Annotated in this window: 25 protein-coding genes and 1 other annotated feature; of the genes, 16 read left to right on the top strand and 9 right to left on the bottom strand. The window is 50.5% G+C overall.

The window, feature by feature from the left end:
• Window positions 1-375 precede the first annotated feature (375 nt).
• From thrS to selO, 14 genes are all read left to right on the top strand, one after another.
• Window positions 376-2304 carry a threonine--tRNA ligase gene (thrS, locus tag QUE34_RS10830; protein ID WP_001144202.1) on the top strand — a complete coding sequence of 643 codons (1929 nt, stop codon included), beginning with the start codon at window positions 376-378 and terminating at the stop codon, window positions 2302-2304.
• Between the two features lie 3 nt (window positions 2305-2307).
• Window positions 2308-2850: a translation initiation factor IF-3 gene (gene infC / locus QUE34_RS10825; protein WP_001700733.1), complete on the top strand. Its 543-nt coding sequence runs from the start codon at window positions 2308-2310 to the stop codon at window positions 2848-2850.
• A gap of 96 nt (window positions 2851-2946) precedes the next feature.
• Entirely contained in the window at window positions 2947-3144 is a 198-nt protein-coding gene (gene rpmI / locus QUE34_RS10820) for a 50S ribosomal protein L35 (protein WP_001124225.1), read from the top strand.
• A 52-nt stretch (window positions 3145-3196) separates the two neighbouring features.
• The gene (rplT, locus tag QUE34_RS10815; protein ID WP_000124850.1) at window positions 3197-3553 is read left to right on the top strand and encodes a 50S ribosomal protein L20; all 357 of its coding nucleotides are present in this window, start codon (window positions 3197-3199) and stop codon (window positions 3551-3553) included.
• Window positions 3554-3669: 116 nt separating this feature from the next.
• Window positions 3670-3794 (top strand) — a sequence feature (Phe leader region).
• Window positions 3676-3720, top strand: coding sequence for a pheST operon leader peptide PheM (gene pheM, locus QUE34_RS10810; protein ID WP_001386830.1), 45 nt, complete (start codon window positions 3676-3678; stop codon window positions 3718-3720). It overlaps the preceding feature by 45 nt.
• A gap of 209 nt (window positions 3795-4003) precedes the next feature.
• Entirely contained in the window at window positions 4004-4987 is a 984-nt protein-coding gene (gene pheS, locus QUE34_RS10805; RefSeq protein WP_000018588.1) for a phenylalanine--tRNA ligase subunit alpha, read from the top strand.
• 14 nt (window positions 4988-5001) lie between these two features.
• Complete coding sequence (pheT, locus tag QUE34_RS10800) at window positions 5002-7389, top strand: phenylalanine--tRNA ligase subunit beta (RefSeq protein WP_032303156.1); 2388 nt, start codon at window positions 5002-5004, stop codon at window positions 7387-7389.
• Between the two features lie 4 nt (window positions 7390-7393).
• Window positions 7394-7693 carry an integration host factor subunit alpha gene (ihfA, locus tag QUE34_RS10795; protein WP_001229265.1) on the top strand — a complete coding sequence of 100 codons (300 nt, stop codon included), beginning with the start codon at window positions 7394-7396 and terminating at the stop codon, window positions 7691-7693.
• 100 nt (window positions 7694-7793) lie between these two features.
• Complete coding sequence (gene btuC / locus QUE34_RS10790; RefSeq protein WP_000956530.1) at window positions 7794-8774, top strand: vitamin B12 ABC transporter permease BtuC; 981 nt, start codon at window positions 7794-7796, stop codon at window positions 8772-8774.
• Window positions 8775-8834: 60 nt separating this feature from the next.
• On the top strand, window positions 8835-9386 hold the full coding sequence (gene btuE / locus QUE34_RS10785) for a bifunctional thioredoxin/glutathione peroxidase (RefSeq protein ID WP_001154187.1): 552 nt from the start codon (window positions 8835-8837) through the stop codon (window positions 9384-9386).
• Complete coding sequence (gene btuD / locus QUE34_RS10780) at window positions 9386-10135, top strand: vitamin B12 ABC transporter ATP-binding protein BtuD (protein ID WP_000029466.1); 750 nt, start codon at window positions 9386-9388, stop codon at window positions 10133-10135. The genes btuE and btuD overlap by 1 nt, the downstream gene beginning before the upstream one ends.
• A gap of 77 nt (window positions 10136-10212) precedes the next feature.
• Window positions 10213-10677, top strand: coding sequence for a C40 family peptidase (locus QUE34_RS10775; protein WP_001209785.1), 465 nt, complete (start codon window positions 10213-10215; stop codon window positions 10675-10677).
• 246 nt (window positions 10678-10923) lie between these two features.
• Window positions 10924-11637 (top strand): anti-FlhDC factor, encoded by a 714-nt coding sequence (gene ydiV / locus QUE34_RS10770; protein ID WP_032303153.1) that lies wholly within the window; start codon window positions 10924-10926, stop codon window positions 11635-11637.
• 62 nt (window positions 11638-11699) lie between these two features.
• A complete protein-coding gene (selO, locus tag QUE34_RS10765) occupies window positions 11700-13136 on the top strand; it encodes a protein adenylyltransferase SelO (protein ID WP_103253669.1) in 1437 nt (478 codons plus the stop codon).
• 3 nt (window positions 13137-13139) lie between these two features.
• Here the strand turns inward: selO and hemP are convergent, their stop codons facing one another.
• The 3 genes from hemP to ppsR form a co-directional block, all read right to left on the bottom strand.
• Entirely contained in the window at window positions 13140-13331 is a 192-nt protein-coding gene (hemP, locus tag QUE34_RS10760) for a hemin uptake protein HemP (RefSeq protein WP_001270810.1), read from the bottom strand.
• Window positions 13332-13462: 131 nt separating this feature from the next.
• Entirely contained in the window at window positions 13463-14509 is a 1047-nt protein-coding gene (gene aroH / locus QUE34_RS10755) for a 3-deoxy-7-phosphoheptulonate synthase AroH (RefSeq protein WP_001082226.1), read from the bottom strand.
• A 156-nt stretch (window positions 14510-14665) separates the two neighbouring features.
• The gene (ppsR, locus tag QUE34_RS10750; protein WP_000368046.1) at window positions 14666-15499 is read right to left on the bottom strand and encodes a posphoenolpyruvate synthetase regulatory kinase/phosphorylase PpsR; all 834 of its coding nucleotides are present in this window, start codon (window positions 15497-15499) and stop codon (window positions 14666-14668) included.
• A 332-nt stretch (window positions 15500-15831) separates the two neighbouring features.
• Between ppsR and ppsA the strand changes: the two genes are divergently transcribed.
• On the top strand, window positions 15832-18210 hold the full coding sequence (ppsA, locus tag QUE34_RS10745; protein WP_000069375.1) for a phosphoenolpyruvate synthase: 2379 nt from the start codon (window positions 15832-15834) through the stop codon (window positions 18208-18210).
• A gap of 56 nt (window positions 18211-18266) precedes the next feature.
• Here ppsA and fadK read toward each other — a convergent pair whose 3' ends face one another.
• The 5 genes from fadK to QUE34_RS10720 are packed head-to-tail and all read right to left on the bottom strand — an operon-like array spanning window position 18267 to window position 23327.
• On the bottom strand, window positions 18267-19913 hold the full coding sequence (gene fadK, locus QUE34_RS10740; RefSeq protein ID WP_032303183.1) for a medium-chain fatty-acid--CoA ligase: 1647 nt from the start codon (window positions 19911-19913) through the stop codon (window positions 18267-18269).
• Between the two features lie 56 nt (window positions 19914-19969).
• Window positions 19970-20263 (bottom strand): ferredoxin family protein, encoded by a 294-nt coding sequence (locus QUE34_RS10735; protein ID WP_000081071.1) that lies wholly within the window; start codon window positions 20261-20263, stop codon window positions 19970-19972.
• The gene (locus QUE34_RS10730) at window positions 20260-21549 is read right to left on the bottom strand and encodes an FAD-dependent oxidoreductase (RefSeq protein ID WP_032303151.1); all 1290 of its coding nucleotides are present in this window, start codon (window positions 21547-21549) and stop codon (window positions 20260-20262) included. Before QUE34_RS10730 ends, QUE34_RS10735 begins: the two co-directional genes overlap by 4 nt.
• A gap of 55 nt (window positions 21550-21604) precedes the next feature.
• Complete coding sequence (locus QUE34_RS10725) at window positions 21605-22543, bottom strand: electron transfer flavoprotein subunit alpha (protein WP_000080696.1); 939 nt, start codon at window positions 22541-22543, stop codon at window positions 21605-21607.
• A 19-nt stretch (window positions 22544-22562) separates the two neighbouring features.
• Window positions 22563-23327 carry an electron transfer flavoprotein gene (locus QUE34_RS10720; protein WP_000692119.1) on the bottom strand — a complete coding sequence of 255 codons (765 nt, stop codon included), beginning with the start codon at window positions 23325-23327 and terminating at the stop codon, window positions 22563-22565.
• A gap of 315 nt (window positions 23328-23642) precedes the next feature.
• Between QUE34_RS10720 and QUE34_RS10715 the strand changes: the two genes are divergently transcribed.
• On the top strand, window positions 23643-24554 hold the full coding sequence (locus QUE34_RS10715; RefSeq protein ID WP_103253670.1) for an AraC family transcriptional regulator: 912 nt from the start codon (window positions 23643-23645) through the stop codon (window positions 24552-24554).
• A gap of 42 nt (window positions 24555-24596) precedes the next feature.
• Here QUE34_RS10715 and QUE34_RS10710 read toward each other — a convergent pair whose 3' ends face one another.
• A complete protein-coding gene (locus QUE34_RS10710; protein ID WP_000347836.1) occupies window positions 24597-25748 on the bottom strand; it encodes an acyl-CoA dehydrogenase in 1152 nt (383 codons plus the stop codon).
• Window positions 25749-25757 lie beyond the last annotated feature (9 nt).

The following is a 25757-nucleotide window of genomic DNA, read 5'->3' as shown; positions in this document are numbered from 1 at the left end:
CGTTTAAATACCACCGCCAAATAGCGCAACGAACTTTGCTAGATTCAGTTTATCTGCGTAATTCTGCTCGCAGTAAACCTTTCAGACGCTGCGTGATGTTATCAGTGGTTCTTTAAGCGTTTTGCTGGTGTACTCACTACAAACGAATTGCGAATCGAATCAATGTGAAACGGAAAGGTACAATCTCCCTTTTTTTAGTGTTAACATCGTTCAACCGGGTGGAAGGTGAGAGGTTAATGTCTTTCATTTGTGTACCTGATTGCGAACCAATTTAGCATTTGTTGGCTAGATGGTTTCGCAATGAACTGTTAATAAACAAATTTTTCTTTGTATGTGATCTTTCGTGTGGGTCACCACTGCAAATAAGGATATAAAATGCCTGTTATAACTCTTCCTGATGGCAGCCAACGCCATTACGACCACGCTGTAAGCCCCATGGATGTTGCGCTGGACATTGGTCCAGGTCTGGCGAAAGCCTGTATCGCAGGGCGCGTTAATGGTGAACTGGTTGATGCTTGCGATCTGATTGAAAACGACGCACAACTGTCGATCATTACCGCCAAAGACGAAGAAGGTCTGGAGATCATTCGTCACTCCTGTGCGCACCTGTTAGGGCACGCGATTAAACAACTTTGGCCGCATACCAAAATGGCAATCGGCCCGGTTATTGACAACGGTTTTTATTACGACGTTGATCTTGACCGCACGTTAACCCAGGAAGATGTCGAAGCACTCGAGAAGCGGATGCATGAGCTTGCTGAGAAAAACTACGACGTCATTAAAAAGAAAGTCAGCTGGCACGAAGCGCGTGAAACTTTCGCCAACCGTGGGGAGAGCTACAAAGTCTCCATTCTTGACGAAAACATCGCCCATGATGACAAGCCAGGTCTGTACTTCCATGAAGAATATGTCGACATGTGCCGCGGTCCGCACGTACCGAACATGCGTTTCTGCCATCATTTCAAACTGATGAAAACGGCAGGGGCTTACTGGCGTGGCGACAGCAACAACAAAATGTTGCAACGTATTTACGGTACGGCGTGGGCAGACAAAAAAGCGCTAAACGCTTACCTGCAGCGCCTTGAAGAAGCCGCGAAACGCGACCACCGTAAAATCGGTAAACAGCTCGACCTGTACCATATGCAGGAAGAAGCGCCGGGTATGGTCTTCTGGCACAACGACGGTTGGACCATCTTCCGTGAACTGGAAGTGTTTGTTCGTTCTAAACTGAAAGAGTACCAGTATCAGGAAGTTAAAGGTCCGTTCATGATGGACCGTGTTCTGTGGGAAAAAACCGGTCACTGGGACAACTACAAAGATGCAATGTTCACCACGTCTTCTGAGAACCGTGAATACTGCATTAAGCCGATGAACTGCCCGGGTCACGTACAAATTTTCAACCAGGGGCTGAAGTCTTATCGCGATCTGCCGCTGCGTATGGCCGAGTTTGGTAGCTGCCACCGTAACGAGCCGTCAGGTTCGCTGCATGGCCTGATGCGTGTACGTGGTTTTACCCAGGATGACGCGCATATCTTCTGTACTGAAGAACAAATTCGCGATGAAGTTAACGGATGTATCCGTTTAGTCTATGATATGTACAGCACTTTTGGCTTCGAGAAGATCGTCGTCAAACTCTCCACTCGTCCTGAAAAACGTATTGGCAGCGACGAAATGTGGGATCGTGCTGAGGCGGACCTGGCAGTTGCGCTGGAAGAAAACAACATCCCGTTTGAATATCAACTGGGTGAAGGCGCTTTCTACGGTCCGAAAATTGAATTTACCCTGTATGACTGCCTCGATCGTGCTTGGCAGTGCGGTACAGTACAGCTGGACTTCTCCTTGCCGTCTCGTCTGAGCGCCTCCTATGTGGGTGAAGACAACGAGCGTAAGGTACCGGTAATGATTCACCGCGCAATTCTGGGGTCGATGGAACGTTTCATCGGTATCCTGACCGAAGAATTCGCTGGTTTCTTCCCGACCTGGCTTGCGCCGGTTCAGGTTGTTATCATGAATATTACCGATTCACAGTCTGAATACGTTAACGAATTGACGCAAAAACTATCAAATGCGGGCATTCGTGTTAAAGCAGACTTGAGAAATGAGAAGATTGGCTTTAAAATCCGCGAGCACACTTTGCGTCGCGTCCCATATATGCTGGTCTGTGGTGATAAAGAGGTGGAATCAGGCAAAGTTGCCGTTCGCACCCGCCGTGGTAAAGACCTGGGAAGCATGGACGTAAATGAAGTGATCGAGAAGCTGCAACAAGAGATTCGCAGCCGCAGTCTTAAACAATTGGAGGAATAAGGTATTAAAGGCGGAAAACGAGTTCAAACGGCGCGCCCTAACCGTATCAATGGCGAAATTCGCGCCCAGGAAGTTCGCTTAACAGGTCTGGAAGGCGAGCAGCTTGGTATTGTGAGTCTGAGAGAAGCTCTGGAGAAAGCAGAAGAAGCCGGAGTAGACTTAGTCGAGATCAGCCCTAACGCCGAGCCGCCGGTTTGTCGTATAATGGATTACGGCAAATTCCTCTATGAAAAGAGCAAGTCTTCTAAGGAACAGAAGAAAAAGCAAAAAGTTATCCAGGTTAAGGAAATTAAATTCCGTCCTGGTACAGATGAAGGCGACTATCAGGTAAAACTCCGCAGCCTGATTCGCTTTCTCGAAGAGGGTGATAAAGCCAAAATCACGCTGCGTTTCCGCGGTCGTGAGATGGCGCACCAGCAAATCGGTATGGAAGTGCTTAATCGCGTGAAAGACGATTTGCAAGAACTGGCAGTGGTCGAATCCTTCCCAACGAAGATCGAAGGCCGCCAGATGATCATGGTGCTCGCTCCTAAGAAGAAACAGTAAGGCCTTCAAGTAGCACTGTCTGTGGAGCCTTTGGGCTTCACAGGCATTGTTCGCCTTTGTTTCGTTTATTAACAATGCGAAGTGGAAGTTATTAAAATGCCAAAAATTAAGACCGTACGCGGTGCTGCTAAGCGCTTCAAAAAAACCGGTAAAGGTGGTTTTAAGCACAAGCACGCTAACCTGCGTCACATTCTGACCAAAAAAGCGACCAAACGTAAACGTCACCTGCGTCCGAAAGCCATGGTTTCCAAAGGCGATCTGGGCCTGGTAATCGCGTGCCTGCCGTACGCATAAGCCGTTAACGTTTTTAACTTTTTAATTAGAATATAGATACAGGAGAGCACATATGGCTCGCGTAAAACGTGGTGTAATTGCACGCGCACGTCACAAGAAAATTTTGAAACAAGCTAAAGGCTACTACGGTGCGCGTTCTCGCGTATACCGCGTTGCCTTCCAGGCTGTTATCAAAGCTGGTCAGTATGCTTACCGTGACCGTCGTCAACGTAAGCGTCAGTTCCGTCAACTGTGGATTGCGCGTATCAACGCAGCAGCACGTCAGAACGGTATTTCTTACAGCAAATTCATCAATGGCCTGAAAAAAGCCTCTGTTGAAATCGACCGTAAGATCCTGGCTGATATCGCAGTATTCGACAAAGTAGCGTTCACCGCTCTGGTTGAAAAAGCGAAAGCAGCTCTGGCATAAGCCAGTTGAAAGAGGGAGCTAGTCTCCCTCTTTTCGTTTCAACGCCATCAAAACATTGACTTTTATCGCCGTAGCCTTTTCAATAAAGGTCTTTTGAAAAGTACCAAAAGGTAACGCAAGCAATGAATGCTGCTATTTTCCGCTTCTTTTTTTACTTTAGCACCTGACTCCAGGAGGCTAGCGCGTGAGAAGAGAAACGGAAAACAGCGCCTGAAAGCCTCCCAGTGGAGGCTTTTTTTGTATGCGCGTTTTGAAAAATAAAAAGCCTGTCTCATCAGGCGTAATTGTCGCAGCCAGTCTGGGCACGGCCAGCGCGGAGAAACCGGAGCGTACTTAAGTACGTGAGGATTTCGAGCACTGCCCGGGACCAAAATGGCAAGTAAAATAGCCTGATGGGATAGGCTCTAAGTCCAACGAACCAGTGTCACCACTGACACAATGAGGAAAACCATGTCACATCTCGCAGAACTGGTTGCCAGTGCGAAGGCGGCCATTAGCCAGGCGTCAGATGTTGCCGCGTTAGACAATGTGCGCGTCGAATATTTGGGTAAAAAAGGGCACTTAACCCTTCAGATGACGACCCTGCGTGAGCTGCCGCCAGAAGAACGCCCGGCAGCCGGTGCGGTTATCAACGAAGCGAAAGAGCAGGTTCAGCAGGCGCTGAATGCACGTAAAGCGGAACTGGAAAGCGCAGCGCTGAATGCGCGTCTGGCTGCGGAAACGATTGATGTCTCCCTGCCGGGTCGTCGTATTGAAAACGGCGGTCTGCATCCGGTGACCCGTACCATCGACCGTATCGAAAGTTTCTTCGGTGAGCTTGGCTTTACCGTGGCAACCGGGCCGGAAATCGAAGACGATTATCATAACTTCGATGCTCTGAACATTCCTGGTCACCACCCGGCGCGCGCTGACCACGACACTTTCTGGTTTGACGCTACCCGCCTGCTGCGTACCCAGACCTCTGGCGTACAGATCCGCACCATGAAAGCTCAGCAGCCACCGATTCGTATCATCGCGCCTGGCCGCGTTTATCGTAACGACTACGACCAGACTCACACGCCGATGTTCCATCAGATGGAAGGTCTGATTGTTGATACCAACATCAGCTTTACCAACCTGAAAGGCACGCTGCACGACTTCCTGCGTAACTTCTTTGAGGAAGATTTGCAGATCCGCTTCCGTCCTTCCTACTTCCCGTTTACCGAACCTTCTGCAGAAGTGGACGTCATGGGTAAAAACGGTAAATGGCTGGAAGTACTGGGCTGCGGGATGGTGCATCCGAACGTGCTGCGTAATGTTGGCATCGATCCGGAAGTATACTCTGGTTTCGCCTTCGGGATGGGGATGGAGCGTCTGACCATGTTGCGTTACGGCGTCACCGACCTGCGTTCATTCTTCGAAAACGATCTGCGTTTCCTCAAACAGTTTAAATAAGGCAGGAATAGATTATGAAATTCAGTGAACTGTGGTTACGCGAATGGGTGAACCCGGCGATTGATAGCGATGCGCTGGCAAATCAAATCACCATGGCGGGCCTGGAAGTTGACGGTGTAGAACCGGTTGCCGGTAGCTTCCACGGCGTGGTCGTGGGTGAAGTGGTTGAGTGTGCGCAGCATCCGAACGCTGACAAACTGCGAGTGACAAAAGTGAATGTCGGCGGCGATCGCCTGCTGGACATTGTCTGCGGTGCGCCAAACTGCCGTCAGGGCCTGCGTGTGGCGGTAGCGACCATTGGTGCTGTTCTGCCGGGTGATTTCAAAATTAAAGCGGCAAAACTGCGCGGCGAACCGTCTGAAGGGATGCTGTGCTCCTTTTCTGAGCTGGGAATTTCTGACGATCACAGCGGCATTATCGAACTGCCAGCGGATGCGCCGATTGGCACCGACATCCGCGAATACCTGAAACTCGATGACAACACCATCGAAATCAGCGTGACACCAAACCGTGCCGATTGCTTAGGTATTATCGGCGTGGCGCGTGATGTTGCCGTGCTGAACCAGCTGCCGCTGGTTGAACCGGAAATCGTTCCGGTTGGTGCGACCATCGACGACACGCTGCCGATTGCAGTAGAAGCGCCGGAAGCCTGCCCGCGTTATCTTGGCCGTGTGGTAAAAGGCATTAACGTTAAAGCGCCAACTCCGCTGTGGATGAAAGAAAAACTGCGTCGTTGCGGGATCCGTTCTATCGATGCAGTTGTTGACGTCACCAACTATGTGCTGCTCGAACTGGGCCAGCCGATGCACGCTTTCGATAAAGATCGCATTGAAGGCGGCATTGTGGTGCGGATGGCGAAAGAGGGCGAAACGCTGGTACTGCTCGACGGTACCGAAGCGAAGCTGAACGCTGACACCCTGGTCATCGCCGACCACAACAAGGCGCTGGCGATGGGCGGCATCTTTGGTGGCGAACACTCTGGCGTGAATGACGAAACGCAAAACGTCCTGTTGGAATGCGCTTTCTTCAGCCCGCTGTCTATCACCGGTCGTGCTCGTCGTCATGGCCTGCATACTGATGCGTCTCACCGTTATGAGCGTGGCGTTGATCCGGCACTGCAGCACAAAGCGATGGAACGTGCGACCCGTCTGCTGATCGACATCTGCGGTGGTGAGGCTGGTCCGGTAATTGATATCACCAACGAAGCAACGCTGCCGAAGCGTGCAACCATCACTTTGCGTCGCAGCAAACTGGATCGCCTGATTGGCCATCATATTGCCGATGAGCAGGTCACTGACATTCTGCGTCGTCTCGGCTGCGAAGTGACCGAAGGCAAAGACGAGTGGCAGGCAGTTGCGCCGAGCTGGCGTTTCGACATGGAGATTGAAGAAGATCTGGTCGAAGAAGTCGCGCGTGTTTACGGCTACAACAACATCCCTGATGAGCCGGTGCAGGCAAACCTGATTATGGGTACTCACCGCGAAGCCGATCTGTCGCTCAAGCGCGTGAAAACGCTGCTCAACGACAAAGGCTATCAGGAAGTGATCACCTACAGCTTCGTTGATCCGAAAGTGCAGCAGATGATCCATCCAGGCGTTGAAGCCTTACTGCTGCCAAGCCCTATTTCCGTTGAAATGTCAGCAATGCGTCTTTCCCTGTGGACCGGCCTGCTGGCAACCGTGGTGTACAACCAGAACCGTCAGCAGAACCGTGTGCGCATTTTCGAAAGTGGTCTGCGTTTCGTGCCAGATACTCAGGCACCGTTGGGCATTCGTCAGGATCTGATGTTAGCCGGTGTGATTTGCGGTAACCGTTACGAAGAGCACTGGAACCTGGCAAAAGAGACCGTTGATTTCTATGATTTGAAAGGCGATCTTGAATCCGTTCTCGACCTGACCGGTAAACTGAATGAGGTTGAGTTCCGTGCAGAAGCGAATCCGGCACTGCATCCGGGGCAATCCGCAGCGATTTATCTGAAAGGTGAACGTATTGGTTTTGTTGGGGTTGTTCATCCTGAACTGGAACGTAAACTGGATCTTAACGGTCGCACTCTGGTGTTCGAACTGGAGTGGAACAAGCTCGCAGACCGCGTGGTGCCTCAGGCGCGCGAGATTTCTCGCTTCCCGGCGAACCGTCGTGACATCGCGGTGGTGGTCGCAGAAAACGTTCCCGCAGCGGATATTTTATCCGAATGTAAGAAAGTTGGCGTAAATCAGGTAGTTGGCGTAAACTTATTTGACGTGTACCGCGGTAAGGGTGTTGCGGAGGGGTATAAGAGCCTCGCCATAAGCCTGATCCTGCAAGATACCAGCCGTACACTCGAAGAAGAGGAGATTGCCGCTACCGTCGCCAAATGTGTAGAGGCATTAAAAGAGCGATTCCAGGCATCATTGAGGGATTGAACCTATGGCGCTTACAAAAGCTGAAATGTCAGAATATCTGTTTGATAAGCTTGGGCTTAGCAAGCGGGATGCCAAAGAACTGGTTGAACTGTTTTTCGAAGAGATCCGTCGAGCTCTGGAAAACGGCGAACAGGTGAAACTCTCTGGTTTTGGTAACTTCGATCTGCGTGATAAGAATCAACGCCCGGGACGTAACCCGAAAACGGGCGAGGATATTCCCATTACAGCACGGCGCGTGGTGACCTTCAGACCCGGGCAGAAGTTAAAAAGCCGGGTCGAAAACGCTTCGCCCAAAGACGAGTAATCTGATCTAACTAAAAAGGCCGCTCTGCGGCCTTTTTTCTTTTCACTGTCGAAGAGTCACCGTAAAATCAACGCTATGACACTTCAGCAGAACGGATACCATGCTGACACTTGCCCGCCAACAACAGCGACAAAATATTCGCTGGTTATTATGCCTGTCAGTTTTGATGCTGCTGGCGCTTCTCTTAAGCCTTTGCGCCGGTGAACAATGGATTTCGCCAGGTGACTGGTTTACTCCTCGTGGCGAACTGTTCGTCTGGCAAATTCGCCTGCCACGTACGCTGGCTGTATTGCTGGTTGGTGCGGCGCTGGCTATATCCGGCGCTGTAATGCAGGCATTGTTTGAAAATCCTCTGGCAGAACCTGGACTACTTGGCGTCTCTAACGGCGCAGGCGTAGGGCTTATCGCCGCGGTATTGCTTGGGCAAGGGCAACTCCCAAACTGGGCACTAGGGCTGTGTGCGATTGCTGGCGCGCTTATCATCACTTTAATACTCTTACGTTTTGCCCGTCGTCATCTTTCGACCAGTCGGTTATTGCTGGCTGGTGTTGCATTAGGGATTATCTGTAGCGCACTAATGACGTGGGCTATCTATTTTTCCACCTCTGTTGATTTACGTCAGCTGATGTACTGGATGATGGGCGGTTTTGGCGGCGTAGACTGGCGGCAAAGTTGGCTGATGCTGGCATTGATCCCCGTGTTGTTGTGGATCTGTTGTCAGTCCAGACCGATGAATATGTTAGCACTTGGCGAGATCTCGGCGCGGCAACTGGGTTTACCCCTGTGGTTCTGGCGCAATGTGCTGGTGGCAGCGACCGGCTGGATGGTTGGCGTCAGTGTGGCGTTGGCGGGTGCTATCGGCTTTATTGGTCTGGTGATCCCACATATTCTCCGGTTATGTGGTTTGACCGATCATCGCGTATTACTTCCCGGCTGCGCGCTGGCAGGGGCGAGCGCATTGCTGCTGGCCGATGTTGTAGCGCGCCTGGCATTAGCTGCCGCAGAGCTGCCTATTGGCGTGGTCACCGCAACGTTGGGTGCGCCGGTGTTTATCTGGTTATTGTTAAAAGCAGGACGTTAGCCGCAAAAAGACGGTCTATGATTAAAAGCTAAGATTTTTACTGACCACCCAGGAGAAACGATGCAAGATTCCATTCTGACGACCGTAGTGAAAGATATCGACGGTGAAGTGACCACGCTGGAGAAGTACGCCGGTAATGTGCTGTTGATTGTCAATGTCGCCTCAAAGTGTGGCTTAACGCCGCAATATGAGCAGTTGGAGAATATTCAGAAAGCCTGGGCCGATCGTGGTTTTGTGGTGTTGGGATTCCCGTGCAACCAGTTTCTGGAGCAAGAACCGGGCAGCGATGAAGAGATTAAAACTTACTGCACCACTACCTGGGGGGTGACGTTCCCGATGTTCAGTAAGATTGAGGTTAATGGCGAAGGACGCCATCCGCTGTATCAAAAATTGATTGCCGCAGCGCCGACGGCAGTCGCGCCGGAAGAGAGCGGATTCTATGCCCGTATGGTCAGCAAAGGTCGTGCACCGCTGTACCCTGATGATATTTTATGGAATTTTGAGAAATTTTTAGTTGGCAGGGACGGATTGGTCATCCAGCGTTTTTCCCCGGATATGACGCCGGAAGATCCCATTGTGATGGAAAGCATTAAACTGGCGTTGGCGAAATAATGTCTATTGTGATGCAGCTACAGGATGTTGCGGAATCAACCCGCCTTGGGCCGCTTTCTGGCGAGGTTCGGGCTGGGGAGATCCTACATCTGGTGGGGCCGAATGGCGCGGGTAAGAGTACCTTACTGGCGCGAATGGCCGGAATGACCAGCGGTAAGGGAAGCATTCAGTTCGCGGGGCAACCACTGGAAGCATGGTCCGCAACAAAACTCGCGCTGCATCGCGCCTATCTTTCACAACAACAGACGCCACCGTTTGCAATGCCGGTCTGGCACTACCTGACACTGCATCAGCACGATAAAACGCGTACCGAACTACTGAATGATGTCGCAGGGGCGCTGGCTCTTGATGACAAACTCGGACGTAGCACCAATCAACTTTCCGGCGGCGAATGGCAACGCGTACGTCTTGCTGCGGTGGTGCTGCAAATCACACCACAAGCCAATCCCGCAGGCCAATTACTACTTCTTGATGAGCCTATGAACAGTCTTGATGTTGCGCAACAAAGTGCGTTAGACAAAATTCTGAGCGCGCTGTGTCAGCAAGGACTGGCGATTGTGATGAGCAGTCACGATCTCAACCACACCTTGCGTCATGCGCATCGGGCGTGGTTGCTAAAAGGTGGAAAAATGCTGGCCAGTGGACGCAGAGAAGAGGTGCTCACGCCGCCAAATCTGGCGCAGGCCTATGGGATGAATTTTCGCCGTCTGGATATCGAAGGTCACAGAATGCTGATTTCGACCATCTGATTTCATTAGTATCTTGAAAATCGGGTAATTACGACGCTAAATTAATGCAAGAATAAAAAACAGAGGAACCGTACGGAATGCGTTTCTGCCTTATTTTGATCACAGCACTGTTTCTGGCCGGGTGTAGCCACCATAAAGCACCGCCGCCAAATGCCAGACTTTCTGATTCGATTACCGTTATTGCCGGTTTGAACGACCAGCTACAGAGCTGGCATGGTACGCCGTATCGTTATGGTGGCATGACGCGGCGCGGTGTGGACTGTTCGGGGTTTGTGGTTGTGACGATGCGCGATCGTTTCGATTTGCAGCTGCCCCGTGAAACCAAACAACAAGCCTCTATCGGCACGCAAATTGATAAAGACGAGTTGCTGCCTGGTGACCTGGTCTTTTTCAAAACGGGCTCCGGACAAAATGGTTTGCATGTAGGTATTTACGATACCAACAACCAATTTATCCACGCCTCTACCAGCAAGGGAGTGATGCGTTCCTCACTCGATAATGTCTATTGGCAGAAAAATTTCTGGCAGGCGAGACGAATCTAGTATGTCGAAAAATGGACGGCGATGATACATCTCCGTCCATTTACTCCTGAATACAGTAGTATTTTACAGACAAAAATACCGTATATGGATTATTCGTTTATAATCAGGATAATCTAATAAAAGGACCCCTGAAAAAGTGGTTAACATGGAACAAATGAAAGTTACTCCTTCTGTAATTGTTATGTCTTATGGCCTCATCCCTTTTAGCCGGATACTGAAAAACATCCTTCGAGAGGGACGGTTACCATGAAGATTTTTTTGGAGAATCTTTATCATTCTGATTGCTATTTCCTGCCGATAAGAGATAACCAGCAAGACCTTGTCGGCGTTGAGTTAATTACCCATTTCTCCAGTGAAGATGGTACGGTTCGTATACCGACGAGTCGGGTTATAGCGCAACTTACCGAGGAGCAACATTGGCAATTATTTTCTGAGCAGTTGGAATTGCTAAAATCATGCCAACACTTTTTTATTCAACATAAACTCTTTGCCTGTCTTAATTTAACCCCACAAGTGGCTACTTTATTATTAGACAGGGATAATTACGCGGGCGAACTATTAAAATATCCGTTTATTGAACTGTTGATTAATGAGAATTACCCGCATCTCGATGAAGGAAAAGATAATCGCGATCTTTTGTCCTTATCGCAAATGTATCCCCTTGTGTTAGGTAATTTGGGCGCAGGCAATAGCACAATGAAAGCGGTTTTTGATGGTCTTTTCACCCGCGTCATGCTGGATAAAAGTTTTATTCAGCAACAAATCACGCATCGCTCCTTCGAACCGTTTATTCGTGCGATCCAGGCGCAAATTTCCCCATGTTGCAATTGCATCATCGCGGGGGGCATTGATACGCCAGAAATAATGGCACAGATTATCCCCTTTGATTTCCATGCTCTCCAGGGATGCCTGTGGCCTGCCGTTCCTGTAAATCAGATAACGACGTTGGTTCAGCGATAACCCTCCTGTTTGCTGGTGTTTAAGACGAGAGTAACCGTCTACACTATCAAACAGGAGGATCTATGACCCTGTCTTTTATTACCCGTTGGCGCGATGAATTGCCAGCAACCTATACAACACTTTCCCCTACGCCTTTAAATAATGCCCGGCTGATTTGGCATAATGCCGAACTGGCTAACACGCTGGGTATTCCATCGTCACTGTTTAAAAATGGCGCAGGTGTCTGGGGGGGCGAAACCCTACTGCCTGGTATGTCACCACTGGCGCAGGTTTACAGTGGTCATCAGTTCGGCGTCTGGGCGGGCCAACTGGGTGATGGGCGCGGCATTTTACTCGGCGAACAACGGCTTGCTGATGGCACTACAATGGACTGGCATCTGAAAGGTGCTGGCCTGACGCCTTATTCGCGAATGGGTGATGGACGGGCGGTTTTACGTTCGACGATACGAGAAAGTCTCGCCAGTGAGGCGATGCATTATCTGGGTATTCCGACGACCCGCGCGTTAAGTATCGTCACCAGCGATTCGCCAGTGTATCGGGAAACGGTGGAGCCAGGCGCGATGCTGATGCGTGTGGCACCAAGTCATCTGCGCTTTGGTCATTTCGAACATTTTTACTATCGCCGCGAGCCGGAAAAGGTTCGTCAGTTAGCTGAATTTGCTATTCGTCATTACTGGTCACATCTTGCAGATGATGAGGACAAATACCGTCTCTGGTTTACCGATGTTGTCGCACGTACCGCATCGTTAATTGCCCAATGGCAGACGGTCGGCTTTGCTCATGGGGTGATGAATACCGACAACATGTCGCTGCTGGGGCTGACGCTTGATTACGGGCCGTTTGGTTTTCTTGATGATTACGAACCCGGTTTTATTTGTAATCACTCGGATCACCAGGGGCGTTATAGCTTTGATAATCAACCTGCCGTCGCGTTGTGGAATTTACAGCGTCTGGCGCAGACATTGTCACCATTTGTTACCGTAGATGCCCTGAATGAGGCCCTGGACAGCTATCAGCAGGTTTTGTTGACGCATTATGGACAACGGATGCGGCAGAAACTGGGCTTCATGACGGAGCAAAAAGAGGATAACGCGCTACTGAATGAATTATTCAGTCTGATGGCGCGAGAGCGCAGCGATTATACCCGAACATTCCGCATGCTGAGTCTGACCGAGCAGTACAGCGCGGCGTCACCGCTACGTGATGAGTTTATCGATCGTGCGGCATTTGATGACTGGTTTGCACGTTATCGGGTACGTTTGCAACAAGACGAGGTTACCGATAGTGAGCGTCAGCAGCTGATGCAAAGCGTAAATCCTTCGCTGGTGTTGCGCAACTGGTTGGCGCAACGGGCGATTGAAGCGGCAGAAAAGGGTGATATGACGGAATTGCACCGCCTGCATGAGGCGTTGCGAAATCCTTTCAGCGACAGGGATGATGACTATGTCAGTCGTCCACCTGACTGGGGTAAACGGCTTCAAGTCAGCTGCTCGAGTTAAAGGCTACTTGGTCAACAGCAGCTTGCCAGCCTGAGTTTTACGAAGCAGATATTCTTGCCCGTCATGATCGATAATCAGTTTGCCATCCGGACCTAACAGTGTCTGGCTGGTAATTCGCCGAATGGGCTGCGGGGAGGCGGTCTTGTGATTGGCATCCGTTTCAGGCGTGAGTTTTCTGCTATCCGTATAACGCATAAAAATTAATAATAATTGATATAACAATGATTCTTATTATCAATATTCTGGCGGACCAGAGCAAGCAGTAATTTGTTGAGAAGACAACAAGTTGCGCAGAAATGCCCATTCCGTCAGGAATGGGCACGCATTCAGAAGCGGGTATCAACCGCAGAGGCGAGTTTTTCGACCAGGCGTTCGGTATCTTCCCAGCCCAGACACGGGTCGGTAATCGATTGACCGTAAGTGAGCGGCTGACCGCCGACGATTTTTTGCGTTCCTTCGCGCAGGAAACTTTCCGCCATAATTCCAGCAATCGCCGTAGAGCCATTGCGGATTTGCTGACAAATATCCTCACAAACTTCTAACTGGCGACGGTGCTGCTTCTGGCAGTTACCGTGGCTGAAATCCACCACCAGATGTTCAGGTAAATCAAACTCGTGCAACGTATCGCAGGCAGCGGCGATATCATCCGCATGGTAATTCGGCTTTTTGCCGCCACGCATAATAATGTGGCCATACGGATTGCCGCTGGTCTGATAGATGGTCATTTGACCGTTTTTGTCAGGCGAGAGGAACATATGGCTGGCGCGGGCAGCGCGGATAGCATCCACGGCAATTCGCGTGTTGCCATCGGTACCATTTTTAAAACCTACCGGACAAGAGAGTGCCGAAGCCATTTCACGGTGGATCTGGCTTTCGGTAGTACGTGCGCCAATCGCGCCCCAACTGATTAAATCAGCAATAAACTGACCGGTCACCATATCGAGGAACTCAGTCGCGGTAGGGACGCCCAGCTCATTGACCTGTAAAAGTAATTTGCGCGCCAGCTCCAGACCGTGATTTACCCGGTAGCTGCCGTTTAAATCCGGATCGGAGATTAGCCCTTTCCAGCCGACAACAGTTCGTGGTTTTTCAAAATAGGTGCGCATTACGATTTCCAGCCGTGACTGGTACTGGTTGCGCAGCGACTGCAGACGGGTGGCGTACTCCATTGCAGCGGTGAGATCGTGGATCGAGCAGGGGCCAATAATGACCAACAGTCGCTTATCTTCACCATTCAGTATTTTTTCAATTCTGCGGCGGGAGTCGGTGACATGGGTGGCGACGCCAGGCGTTACGGGATACCGTAGCGCGAGTTCGGCGGGCGTTACCAGGCTCTCAATACGCGCAGTACGGAGTTCGTCAGTTCTGTTCATTACAAGTCTCAGAAATTTGTTGCTTCTACGGCAGGACTACCGGGAAGTGATGCGCATCACGATAAACCAATCGCAGCTGATTTCAAGTGCGAGGTGTGTCACACCTCGCCGGGTGGTTAGCATGATAACAAAAAAACAAGCTAATGCACTAGTTCTCTAGTACATTCGACGACTAAGGCCCATGATATCAAGGATCTTGGTGGCAATCTCTTCTACCGAATAATTGGTACTGTTAATCCACGGGATCTGATTTTTACGGTACAACGCTTCCACTTCCGCGACTTCCATCCTGCACTGACGAAGCGAGGCATAGCGACTGTTCTCCCGACGTTCCTCGCGAATCGCCGCCAGACGTTCCGGGTCGATAGTCAGGCCGAACAATTTATGCTGAAGCGGTTTGAGCGACGCGGGTAGCACCAGATTATCCATATCGTCGGCAATAAAGGGGTAGTTTGCCGCGCGGATACCAAACTGCATTGCCAGATACAAACTGGTGGGGGTTTTACCACAGCGAGAAACGCCGAGCAGGATCACCTGTGCCTGGTCCAGATTGCGTAATGAAATGCCGTCATCATGGGCGAGGGTGTAATCAATCGCCGCAATACGTGCATCATATTTATTGAGATTATTAGGGTTAAGGCCGTGGGTACGATGAGCAATCGGCGTTGGGTCCAGTTTCATCTCTTGTTGTAGCGGGGCAACCAGCGCCTGAACGATATCCTGGCAAAAGCCTTCACTTTGCAAGATGATGGCGCGAATCTCCGGCAACACGATGGAGTAGAATACCAGTGGGCGCACACCTGTCTGGTGATAAATTGCGTCAATCTGATCCTTCACTGCCCGTGCACGGCTCTCATTTTCGACAAACGGCAGCGTAATGCTGCTGATAGTGACGGGAAATTGTGACATTACTGCGTGTCCTAATACCTCCGCAGTTATTGCCGTACCATCAGAAATATAAAAAACGTGGCGATCAACAGCATTATCCATTTTGTTCTTCCCGTAATGCAGACATAATTCTATGAAAGCATAAATTAAAAACGCACAGAAGCGTAGAACGTTATGTCTGGTTTATAAAATGAACCTTCAATTTTATTTTTTATGAAAACAGCATTTCATTTTTACGGTTTCGTTTATACCGATGGTTTATGTGGAAATTGTCGAAGAGAGCAGATTTGCGCAACGCTGGGATCAGTCTTAAAAAGTAAAAAAATATATTTGCTTGAACGATTCACCGTTTTTTTCATCCGGTTAAATATGCAAAGATAAATGCGCAGAAATGTGTTTCTCAAACCGTTCATTTATCACAAAAGGATTGTTCGATGTCCAACAATGGCTCGTCACCGCTGGTGCTTTGGTATAACCAACTCGGCATGAATGATGTAGACAGGGTTGGGGGCAAAAATGCCTCCCTGGGTGAAATGATTACTAACCTTTCCGGAATGGGTGTTTCCGTTCCGAATGGTTTCGCCACAACCGCCGACGCGTTTAACCAGTTTCTGGACCAAAGCGGCGTAAACCAGCGCATTTATGAACTGCTGGATAAAACGGATATTGACGATGTTACCCAGCTTGCGAAAGCGGGCGCGCAAATCCGCCAGTGGATTATCGACACTCCCTTCCAGCCTGAGCTGGAAAACGCCATCCGCGAAGCCTATGCGCAGCTTTCCGCCGATGACGAAAACGCCTCTTTTGCGGTGCGTTCCTCCGCTACTGCAGAAGATATGCCGGACGCTTCCTTTGCCGGTCAGCAGGAAACTTTCCTCAACGTTCAGGGTTTTGACGCCGTTCTCGTGGCAGTGAAACATGTATTTGCTTCTCTGTTTAACGATCGCGCCATCTCTTATCGTGTGCACCAGGGTTACGATCACCGTGGCGTGGCGCTCTCCGCCGGTGTTCAGCGGATGGTGCGCTCCGACCTCGCATCTTCTGGCGTGATGTTCTCCATTGATACCGAATCCGGCTTTGACCAGGTGGTGTTTATCACTTCCGCATGGGGCCTTGGTGAAATGGTCGTGCAGGGTGCGGTTAACCCGGATGAGTTTTACGTGCACAAACCGACACTGGCGGCGAATCGCCCGGCTATCGTGCGCCGCACCATGGGGTCAAAAAAAATCCGCATGGTTTACGCGCCGACCCAGGAGCACGGCAAGCAGGTTAAAATCGAAGACGTACCGCAGGAACAGCGTGACATCTTCTCGCTGACCAACGAAGAAGTGCAGGAACTGGCAAAACAGGCCGTACAAATTGAGAAACACTACGGTCGCCCGATGGATATTGAGTGGGCGAAAGATGGCCACACCGGTAAATTGTTTATCGTGCAGGCGCGTCCAGAAACTGTGCGTTCTCGCGGTCAGGTCATGGAGCGTTATACGTTGCATTCACAGGGTAAGATTATCGCCGAAGGCCGTGCTATCGGTCATCGCATCGGCGCGGGTCCGGTGAAAGTCATCCATGACATCAGCGAAATGAACCGCATCGAACCTGGCGACGTGCTGGTTACTGACATGACCGACCCGGATTGGGAACCGATCATGAAGAAAGCATCGGCTATCGTCACTAACCGTGGCGGACGTACCTGTCACGCGGCGATCATCGCTCGTGAACTGGGCATTCCGGCGGTAGTGGGCTGTGGTGATGCAACAGAACGGATGAAAGACGGTGAGAACGTCACTGTTTCTTGTGCAGAGGGTGATACCGGTTACGTCTATGCTGAGTTGCTGGAATTTAGCGTGAAAAGCTCCAGCGTGGAAACGATGCCGGATCTGCCGTTGAAAGTGATGATGAACGTCGGTAACCCGGACCGTGCTTTCGATTTCGCCTGCCTGCCGAACGAAGGCGTGGGCCTTGCGCGTCTGGAATTTATCATCAACCGTATGATTGGCGTCCACCCACGCGCACTGCTTGAGTTTGACGATCAGGAACCGCAGTTGCAAAACGAAATCCGCGAGATGATGAAAGGTTTTGATTCTCCGCGTGAGTTTTACGTTGGTCGTCTGACTGAAGGGATCGCGACGTTGGGTGCTGCGTTTTATCCGAAGCGTGTCATTGTCCGTCTCTCTGATTTTAAATCGAACGAATACGCCAACCTGGTCGGTGGTGAACGTTACGAGCCAGATGAAGAGAACCCAATGCTCGGCTTCCGTGGCGCGGGACGTTATGTTTCCGACAGCTTCCGCGACTGCTTCGCACTGGAGTGTGAAGCGGTGAAACGTGTGCGCAACGACATGGGACTGACCAACGTTGAGATCATGATCCCGTTCGTGCGTACCGTAGATCAGGCGAAAGCGGTGGTTGAAGAACTGGCGCGCCAGGGGCTGAAACGTGGTGAAAACGGGCTGAAGATCATCATGATGTGTGAAATTCCGTCCAACGCCTTACTGGCAGAGCAGTTCCTCGAATATTTCGACGGCTTCTCAATTGGCTCAAACGATATGACGCAGCTTGCGCTTGGTCTGGACCGAGACTCTGGCGTGGTGTCTGAACTGTTCGATGAGCGCAACGATGCAGTGAAAGCACTGCTGTCGATGGCGATTCGTGCCGCGAAGAAGCAGGGCAAATATGTCGGGATTTGCGGTCAGGGTCCGTCCGACCATGAAGACTTTGCCGCCTGGCTGATGGAAGAGGGGATCGATAGCTTGTCCCTGAATCCGGACACTGTGGTACAAACCTGGTTAAGCCTGGCTGAACTGAAGAAATAAAATAAATCCCCGGCGGCGTTTTGTCGCCGGGTTTACGTGATCCCCGAGTATGAAACTTATTCAACCTCTTTGCAGATATCCTGAGTTAATCGCCGCATAATATCTTTCCTTAACAAAAACTTTTGTATTTTACCTGATGCAGTACGCGGTAATTTCTCTGTTACCACAATATGTTCAGGATATTTATATTTTGCTACCCGTTTACGGCTAAAAAAAGCCACTATGTCTTCCAGCGATATTGAATGATGTGGCGCTTTAAGCACGACATAAGCGCATGAACGTTCACCTAAGCGTTCATCGGGCATTGCCACAACACAAGCATCATGAATTTTAGGATGCTGTAATAAAATATCTTCCACTTCACGACTGCTAATATTTTCCCCGCCGCGGACAATAATATCTTTCTTGCGCCCGGTTATTTTTATATAGCCAGCTTCATCCATTCGGCAGAGATCGCCGCTGTAATACCAGCCTTCTTCATCCAGCGCACGGGCGGTTAATTCAGGTTCATCAAAATAACCCATAAACACATTGGGACCACGCGAAGCCTCTTCACCTACACAACCAGGCGGTAAGGTCTTGCGTGCATCATCGACCACTTTAATCTCTACGCCTGCGGCAGCGTAACCATCGGTGTTCATAAAGCGCGACAAAGGATCGTCGAGATTTACCACCGCATGCGGCGAACTTTCTGTGGAACCATAAACACTTAATAATTTAATGCCGCGTTGTTGGCATTCACGCGCCACCTTTTTGGGGATCGTGGTGCCGCCGCAAAGAAAGAAGCGCAGCGCTGAAAGGTCTGCGGGCTGTTTCTCCAGTAAATTCAAAAGGTCATAGACAAACGGTGTTGCGCCGAGCATACAGGTGCAACGCTGCTGCTCAAGCAGCGCGAGACACGCATCAGGAGTGAAAATATCTAACAACACGCTGCGAGCACCAATCAAAAAAGGTGCTGTTACGCCATGCAGAAAGCCCGTTGCGTGACCAAGTGGCGCAGGCATCATAAAGACATCCTGCCAGGTCAGATTCAGCCGCGCGCAATAAGCCCGCTCACTGGCGAGAATATTGTTATGCGTTAGCATCACGCCCTTTGGCAGACCCTCGGTTCCGGAGGTAAATAGCACAGCGGCTAATTCATCGCCGTGGGTCGTTATCGCCGTAGTCAGTGGGGTATTGTCGGCGAGAATCTGACTTAATGAGAGGGAAGAGGTGGCGGGAGCCAGTTTGTCCACGCCGACAATTTGTTGTAGTTGTGGAAGCTGATTTTGCAGCGGCAGGATTAAATCTACCGGACGCGTTTGTTTAAACAACGTCGGTGCAAAGAACATTTTTGCCTGACACTTATTGAGTACCCACACCAGTTCTGCTTCCCGCCAGGAAGGTAACAGCGGCACGGAAACCGCACCGGTTTTCAGGCAGGCAAGATAGATAACGGTAAATTCACACCAGCCTGGCAGTTGAAATGCGATGCGATCGCCTGATTCAATACCCTTCGCCAGCATCCAGTTTGCCAGACAGCTCGCGGCATGATCGAGCGCGCTATAGGTGTACGATGCACCATGATTATCGACCACGGCAATTTTATCTGGCATCGAACGAGCGGTCTGCTGCCAGTAATCGGCCAGCGAAGCATCGCCCCATAATCCTTGCTGACGATACGCCGCACGACGTTGTTCGTTGAACGTTAATGTCACTTTCATTTTGGACTCTCGAAACAGAACATCAGGCCCGAGATGCGGGCCTGTGGGATGCATGATTAGCCGTAGCGAAAATCAATACCGAAGGTGCCTGCGGGATATTGCCACTGTTCGAGAATAGTGTTGCCGCACAGCACCCGACAGGTGCCGCACTCCAGACAACCGGCGGAATCGAAATGAATGTTTCCAGCGTCATCCTGCTTATAAAGTCCGGCAGGGCAAGCTTTCATTAATTTACGGAATTCATTGATATCGGGATTTGCCGCCAAAATGATATGCGGGTGGCCCTCATCAACATGGAATTTATTGACGCCTAATTTGATGTCGACGTTAACCGTAGCGTTCTGGCTCATAGCGCGGTTGCTCCTTTAATGCCATCTTTCAGCAAGTTGATCAGCCCAATTTTCTTCGCGTGTCCCATGATCATTTTGCGTACCGGCTGGTTTGGTTTGCCGTCGATGGTGAACATATCGTTCATGATGTCGGCGACCATTCGTGGGTATTGGCTAAACAGGCGCGGGTTTTCCATCAGCGCCGGGATCTTGCGGAAATGCTGCATATCGCGCATAACACAACTTTGTTCCAGCTCACGTTTGTATTGCGCCAGGCTGCTGGCGGAGAAGTCAGCGCGTTCTTTAGCGGCAATCACTGTTGTGGCGGCAGCCTGGGCCGATGCGATGGCTAAATCCATTCCGCGAACCGTAAAGCCCAGATTGAGGCAGAAACCTGCGGCATCACCGACGATCATCACGCCCTCATTAACCAGCTGCGGCACCATCGCCAGACCGCCTTCCGGCACCATGTGCGCGGAATATTCAAGCAGTTTGCCGCCGCTAATCAGCGGGCGAATGGCGGGGTGTTGTTTAAAATCTTCCAACATTTGCGGCACACTTTTTTGCGCATGAGCGATATCACCCAATCCACAAACCAGCCCCAACGATACGGAATCCTTGTTGGTATAGAGGAATCCGCCGCCCATCAAGCCGTCAGAAGGGGAACCGGCAAACAGCCAGGCGGCACCTTCCTCGCCCGTAACATTAAAGCGATCGTTGATCTGTTCTGGTGTGAGGCCAATAACCTCTTTAACACCAACAGCGTAATGATGCGGATCGGAAGCGGGAACCATTCCCAGCGAGCGGCCAAGCATCGAGTTAACGCCATCAGCCAGAATCACCACATTCGCTTCAAGAACATCATCCCCGGCCTGAACGCCAGTGATCTTATTTCCTTCACGAACCAGCGCATCGACACGAACGCCCGGGATAAACTGCGCGCCAGCCTGTTCGGCTTGTTCCATCAACCACGGGTCCAGACGATTACGCAATACAGTATAAGACGCGTGTTGCGGAACATCTGGTTGCTCGCGGTGAAAATCGAGGGTAACGGCACTCTCTTCGGTTAAGAAGGAGATTTTCTCGCGTGTGACCTTGCGTTCTACCGGCGCTGATGCTGCAAAGCCTGGAATAATCGCTTCAAGTGTGTGGGCATAAAGACGCCCGCCGGTCATGTTTTTACATCCGGCACTGTCGCCGCGTTCTATCACCAGGACATCCAGCCCGGCTCGCGCCATGACCAGTGCGGCAACGCTACCGGCAACGCCCGCACCGACCACAATGGCATCAAATTTGTCATCCGACATGCGTTATGCTCCCTTCCCGCTGCATTTACAGCGGGAGATGTGGTTGAAAGGGGAATTAGCGGCTCAACTGGCTAATCAGGGCAGGGACGACTTTGTAAATATCGCCCACCAGACCGTAGTCGGCATAGTTGAAGATTGGCGCATTTTTATCTTTATTGATGGCGACAATCACTTTTGCGCCGTTGCCGCCAACCATATGCTGGATCTGCCCGGAGATCCCCAGCGTCAGGTAGAGATCGGATTTCAGCAACACGCCGGAGACACCGATATAACGTTCACGCTCCATCCAGTTCTCGCCTTCGGCAATTGGACGTGAACAGCCGACTTCAGCATTCAGCACCGCCGCCAGTTCGTGGACCATTTTCAGGTCATCCTGCGCCGCCAGACCACGACCGACGCCAACCACACGTTTTGCTTTGCTCAGGTCCACGCTGCTTGCCGCTTTCGCACGGCGTTCGCGACAGAGAATTTCATGACGCGGGGCAACATAAGGTACCGTTTCTGTCGGGCACTGATGAGAGATATCACTGGTGCACGGTTCCTGAACACCGGGTGCAAGGGTAATAATCGCCAGCGGGCTGTTGATCTTTTCCTGAGCAAACGCTAACCCGCCATACATCCGGTGTTCGGCGCAAATGTGACCATCGACAATATCCACCGCCGTGGCATCGTTCACCAGCGCCGCATTCAGTTGCACACTTAACCGTGCTGCCAGAGCTTTACCACGTTTCGTCGCGGCCAACAGCAACATAGCGGGGTGTTTATCTTTCAGCAGGGCAGCAATGCTTTCGGCGTAATTTTCAGTACGTTGCAGCGCGTCGTTTTGCTCAAGAACATAAATACATTTTGGCCCATAAGGCATAACTGCCTGCGCCTGGTCGGTATTTTGTACAATGGCATACACCTGTTGGCCCCATTGCTGAGCGCCGCCAAACAGTTCAGCATAACGTTCAGGATTATCGCTAAAGACCCAGACGCTGTTTAATTGACTCATCCTTTCTTCTCCGTAGGCTTCAGTTCAGGGCTTTCTTCAGATGTTCCGCCAGCTCGGCAATGGCCTCCGGCGAATCGTTATCGAGAATGATGTGCTTACGTTCTGTTTGCGGCGGTACGCGAATGCCGGTCAGTTCAGCAAGTGGTGTGCTCTGGCTCCAGCCAATATCACTTGCCTGCCACTGATTTACCGGTTTTTTACCCGCGCCGAGAATGGCTTTCATCGAAGGAATGCGTGGCATGTTAATATCGGAGGTGACGCAGAGCACGGCTGGAACAGAGAGCTCAATAACTTCAACATCATCTTCAAGCGTGCGTTCAATCACCAGTGTATTGCCCTGACGCTGAATAGCACTCACTGCATTAATCACCGGAAGTTGCAGAATTTCTCCGACCAGCAAGCCAACCTGCTGGGCATAAAGGTCGCCGGAACCTTCACCAAAGATCAGTAAATCGAAGCCGATCTTTTCAACTGCTGCCGCCAGCGCCTTTGCGGTATCGAGAGGCAGTGCATGTTCAAGTTGCGCATCCTGCACCAAATACAGGCTATGCGGCCCGCGGGATAGCACGTCTTTGCGCACTTTCGAGTTCTGCAACAATGAGCCGCCAATGGTCAGCGCGGCTATCTCATCGTCATCTGTTGCAATCTGGCTTGCAGCTTCAATGGCATTGAGATCGAACTGGCTGATTTTGGCGTCGGCATTGTCGAAATTCAGGGTATATTCTGGAGTGACAACAATGTCCTGTTCTTCAGGCACCAGCTTAAAGCAGGTTATTATTTTCATGATTTCTCCTGTGAGTCGCATACGGAACCATCTCCGATGGAAGGTAAAAATGGCCTGAAAATAGTGTGCGATAGCGGTGCGGGGTTTTCGACGGAGCAAGCTGTTTTCCTTGCCAACAATCTTGCAAAAAAAATGCGATCGCTAAAACAAAAGTGCAATTTGCGGCAAAGTTGTTATTCCATGACCGTACAATCTTGCATTCAGTGTAAATAATCTTGTTTAGCTCTCGCTAAACGCGGTTGTATAACCGCAATACACGCCGTATTTTATCCGGCATATATTGTTTTTGCTTGCTCATGGAATAGGGAGGTTGTCATGTATCAACGCTGTTTTGATAACGCCAGCGAAACGCTGTTTGTCGCCGGTAAAACGCCACGGCTTTCACGTTTTGCATTTAGCGATGATCCAAAATGGGAGTCCGGACATCACGTTCATGACAATGAAACCGAGCTGATTTACGTCAAGAAAGGGGTAGCAAGGTTTACCATCGATTCTTCGTTATATGTCGCGCATGCCGATGACATTGTGGTGATAGAACGTGGCAGGTTGCATGCGGTGGCCTCTGACGTTAACGATCCAGCAACGACGTGTACCTGTGCGCTGTACGGCTTTCAGTTTCAGGGGACTGAGGAAAATCAGCTACTGCAACCGCATTCTTGCCCGGTCATTGCCGCAGGGCAGGGAAAAGAAATCATTAAAGCCTTATTTAATGAGCTAAGTGTGATTTTGCCGCAAAGTAAAAATAGCCAAACATCTTCGTTATGGGACGCATTTGCCTATACGTTAGCAATTCTTTACTACGAAAACTTTAAAAATGCTTATCGTTCGGAGCAGGGATATATTAAAAAAGATGTTCTGATAAAAGATATTCTTTTCTATCTGAATAATAATTATCGCGAAAAAATCACTTTAGAGCAGTTATCGAAAAAATTTCGTGCCAGCGTCAGTTATATTTGCCATGAATTTACCAAAGAGTATCGTATTTCCCCTATTAACTATGTTATTCAACGGCGTATGACGGAAGCGAAATGGTCACTCACCAATACTGAATTATCACAGGCAGAGATCTCCTGGCGTGTGGGTTATGAAAATGTCGATCACTTTGCCAAACTGTTTTTGCGCCATGTCGGCTGTTCGCCCAGCGATTACCGCAGGCAATTTAAAAACTGTTTTGCGGAACAAGAAATCTTATCTGAATTTCCTCAACCGGTAAGTCTTGCCGGATAAATCTGGCGGCGCAGTTTGTTAAGAAGCTGCGCCGCCTGCAGATTATTTGTTCTGATAATCTTTCAGGATCTGCCGACCCGCTACGTAAATCATAATTTCGTCTGTACCGCCGCCGATACGTTCACAACGGACATCACGCCAGAAGCGAGAGACGCGCGCCTCATCGGTATAGCCCAGACCGCCCATGATTTGAATCGCATCATCAATAACTTCCATTGCGGTACGTGCGCAGTACAGTTTTGCCAGCGCCGCGCTGGTGCGCAGTGACTGATGCTGATCGGCTTGCCATGCCACTTTCAACACCATGTTGCGCATGTTGTCGATCTTAATCGCCATCAGCGCCAGTTTTTCCTGGATCATCTGGTTATGACCAATGGGTTTACCAAAAGCGATACGTTGGTTGGCATAGCGGGCGGCATCTTCGAATGCGCATTCGGCAAAGCCGGTGCTGCGCGCGGCGTTGATCAGGCGCTCCATCTCAAAGTTGTACATCACATTGAGGAAACCCATTCCTTCTTCGCCCACCATGTCGCTCTCTTCAACCTCTACGTTGTCGAGATAGACTTCGCAGGTGCTGAGCATATGCCAGCCGATTTTATGCAGCGGGTTAATCTTAATGCCGGGCTTACTGGAGTCGACCCACCACAGGGTGAAGGCTTTTTTGGGATCTTTCGGTTCTGGATCGCGCGCCAGCACCAGCATATATGGGTACTCTTTCGCGCCGGTAATAAAGGTTTTCTGGCCGTTGATGTAAACCTTGCCATTTTTACGCGTGTAAGTGGTAGTGGCACTGTTATTGTCTGAGCCTGCGCCTGGTTCCGTCAACGCCAGGGCATAGGCGGGATCACCCGTTTCCAGGGTGCTCTCTGCCGTTTTACGTAGCTGCTCAGCAGAACCGAAACGGCGCATGCTGTGAATACATTGACCGTTGGTAATCAAAAATGCCGGAGCACCGCATTTTGACACTTCCATCAGCGCCAACATCTGGGTGACGTAATCCGCAGGGATGCCACCAAATTCTTCCGGCACGCCAAGCATAGAAATGCCGTTATCCGCCAGTGCCCGCATAAACTCACGCGGGTATGTCCCGTTTTGATCGCAGGTGCGGAAATACTCTTCCGGGAAGTTGGTCGTAATCAATTCGCGAATACTGGCCAGCAGCAGTTCTTGTTCTTCAGTTAAAGAAAAATCCATCATTATACT

The organism is Escherichia sp. KS167_9B, from assembly GCF_030295215.1.
GTDB classification, from domain to species: Bacteria; Pseudomonadota; Gammaproteobacteria; order Enterobacterales; family Enterobacteriaceae; genus Escherichia; species Escherichia coli_F.
This window is presented reverse-complemented; position numbering and strand designations above follow the sequence as displayed.

Coding starts and splice junctions, on each gene's coding strand:
- aroH (WP_001082226.1), bottom strand. CDS start 14,509: ATGAACAGAACTGACGAACTCCGTACTGCGCGTATTGAGAGCCTGGTA.
- thrS (WP_001144202.1), top strand. CDS start 376: ATGCCTGTTATAACTCTTCCTGATGGCAGCCAACGCCATTACGACCAC.
- ppsA (WP_000069375.1), top strand. CDS start 15,832: ATGTCCAACAATGGCTCGTCACCGCTGGTGCTTTGGTATAACCAACTC.
- QUE34_RS10725 (WP_000080696.1), bottom strand. CDS start 22,543: ATGAGTCAATTAAACAGCGTCTGGGTCTTTAGCGATAATCCTGAACGT.
- QUE34_RS10715 (WP_103253670.1), top strand. CDS start 23,643: ATGTATCAACGCTGTTTTGATAACGCCAGCGAAACGCTGTTTGTCGCC.
- fadK (WP_032303183.1), bottom strand. CDS start 19,913: ATGAAAGTGACATTAACGTTCAACGAACAACGTCGTGCGGCGTATCGT.
- selO (WP_103253669.1), top strand. CDS start 11,700: ATGACCCTGTCTTTTATTACCCGTTGGCGCGATGAATTGCCAGCAACC.
- QUE34_RS10735 (WP_000081071.1), bottom strand. CDS start 20,263: ATGAGCCAGAACGCTACGGTTAACGTCGACATCAAATTAGGCGTCAAT.
- ihfA (WP_001229265.1), top strand. CDS start 7,394: ATGGCGCTTACAAAAGCTGAAATGTCAGAATATCTGTTTGATAAGCTT.
- rplT (WP_000124850.1), top strand. CDS start 3,197: ATGGCTCGCGTAAAACGTGGTGTAATTGCACGCGCACGTCACAAGAAA.
- pheT (WP_032303156.1), top strand. CDS start 5,002: ATGAAATTCAGTGAACTGTGGTTACGCGAATGGGTGAACCCGGCGATT.
- rpmI (WP_001124225.1), top strand. CDS start 2,947: ATGCCAAAAATTAAGACCGTACGCGGTGCTGCTAAGCGCTTCAAAAAA.
- btuC (WP_000956530.1), top strand. CDS start 7,794: ATGCTGACACTTGCCCGCCAACAACAGCGACAAAATATTCGCTGGTTA.
- hemP (WP_001270810.1), bottom strand. CDS start 13,331: ATGCGTTATACGGATAGCAGAAAACTCACGCCTGAAACGGATGCCAAT.
- QUE34_RS10720 (WP_000692119.1), bottom strand. CDS start 23,327: ATGAAAATAATAACCTGCTTTAAGCTGGTGCCTGAAGAACAGGACATT.
- QUE34_RS10730 (WP_032303151.1), bottom strand. CDS start 21,549: ATGTCGGATGACAAATTTGATGCCATTGTGGTCGGTGCGGGCGTTGCC.
- ydiV (WP_032303153.1), top strand. CDS start 10,924: ATGAAGATTTTTTTGGAGAATCTTTATCATTCTGATTGCTATTTCCTG.
- QUE34_RS10775 (WP_001209785.1), top strand. CDS start 10,213: ATGCGTTTCTGCCTTATTTTGATCACAGCACTGTTTCTGGCCGGGTGT.
- btuE (WP_001154187.1), top strand. CDS start 8,835: ATGCAAGATTCCATTCTGACGACCGTAGTGAAAGATATCGACGGTGAA.
- pheS (WP_000018588.1), top strand. CDS start 4,004: ATGTCACATCTCGCAGAACTGGTTGCCAGTGCGAAGGCGGCCATTAGC.
- ppsR (WP_000368046.1), bottom strand. CDS start 15,499: ATGGATAATGCTGTTGATCGCCACGTTTTTTATATTTCTGATGGTACG.
- btuD (WP_000029466.1), top strand. CDS start 9,386: ATGTCTATTGTGATGCAGCTACAGGATGTTGCGGAATCAACCCGCCTT.
- QUE34_RS10710 (WP_000347836.1), bottom strand. CDS start 25,748: ATGGATTTTTCTTTAACTGAAGAACAAGAACTGCTGCTGGCCAGTATT.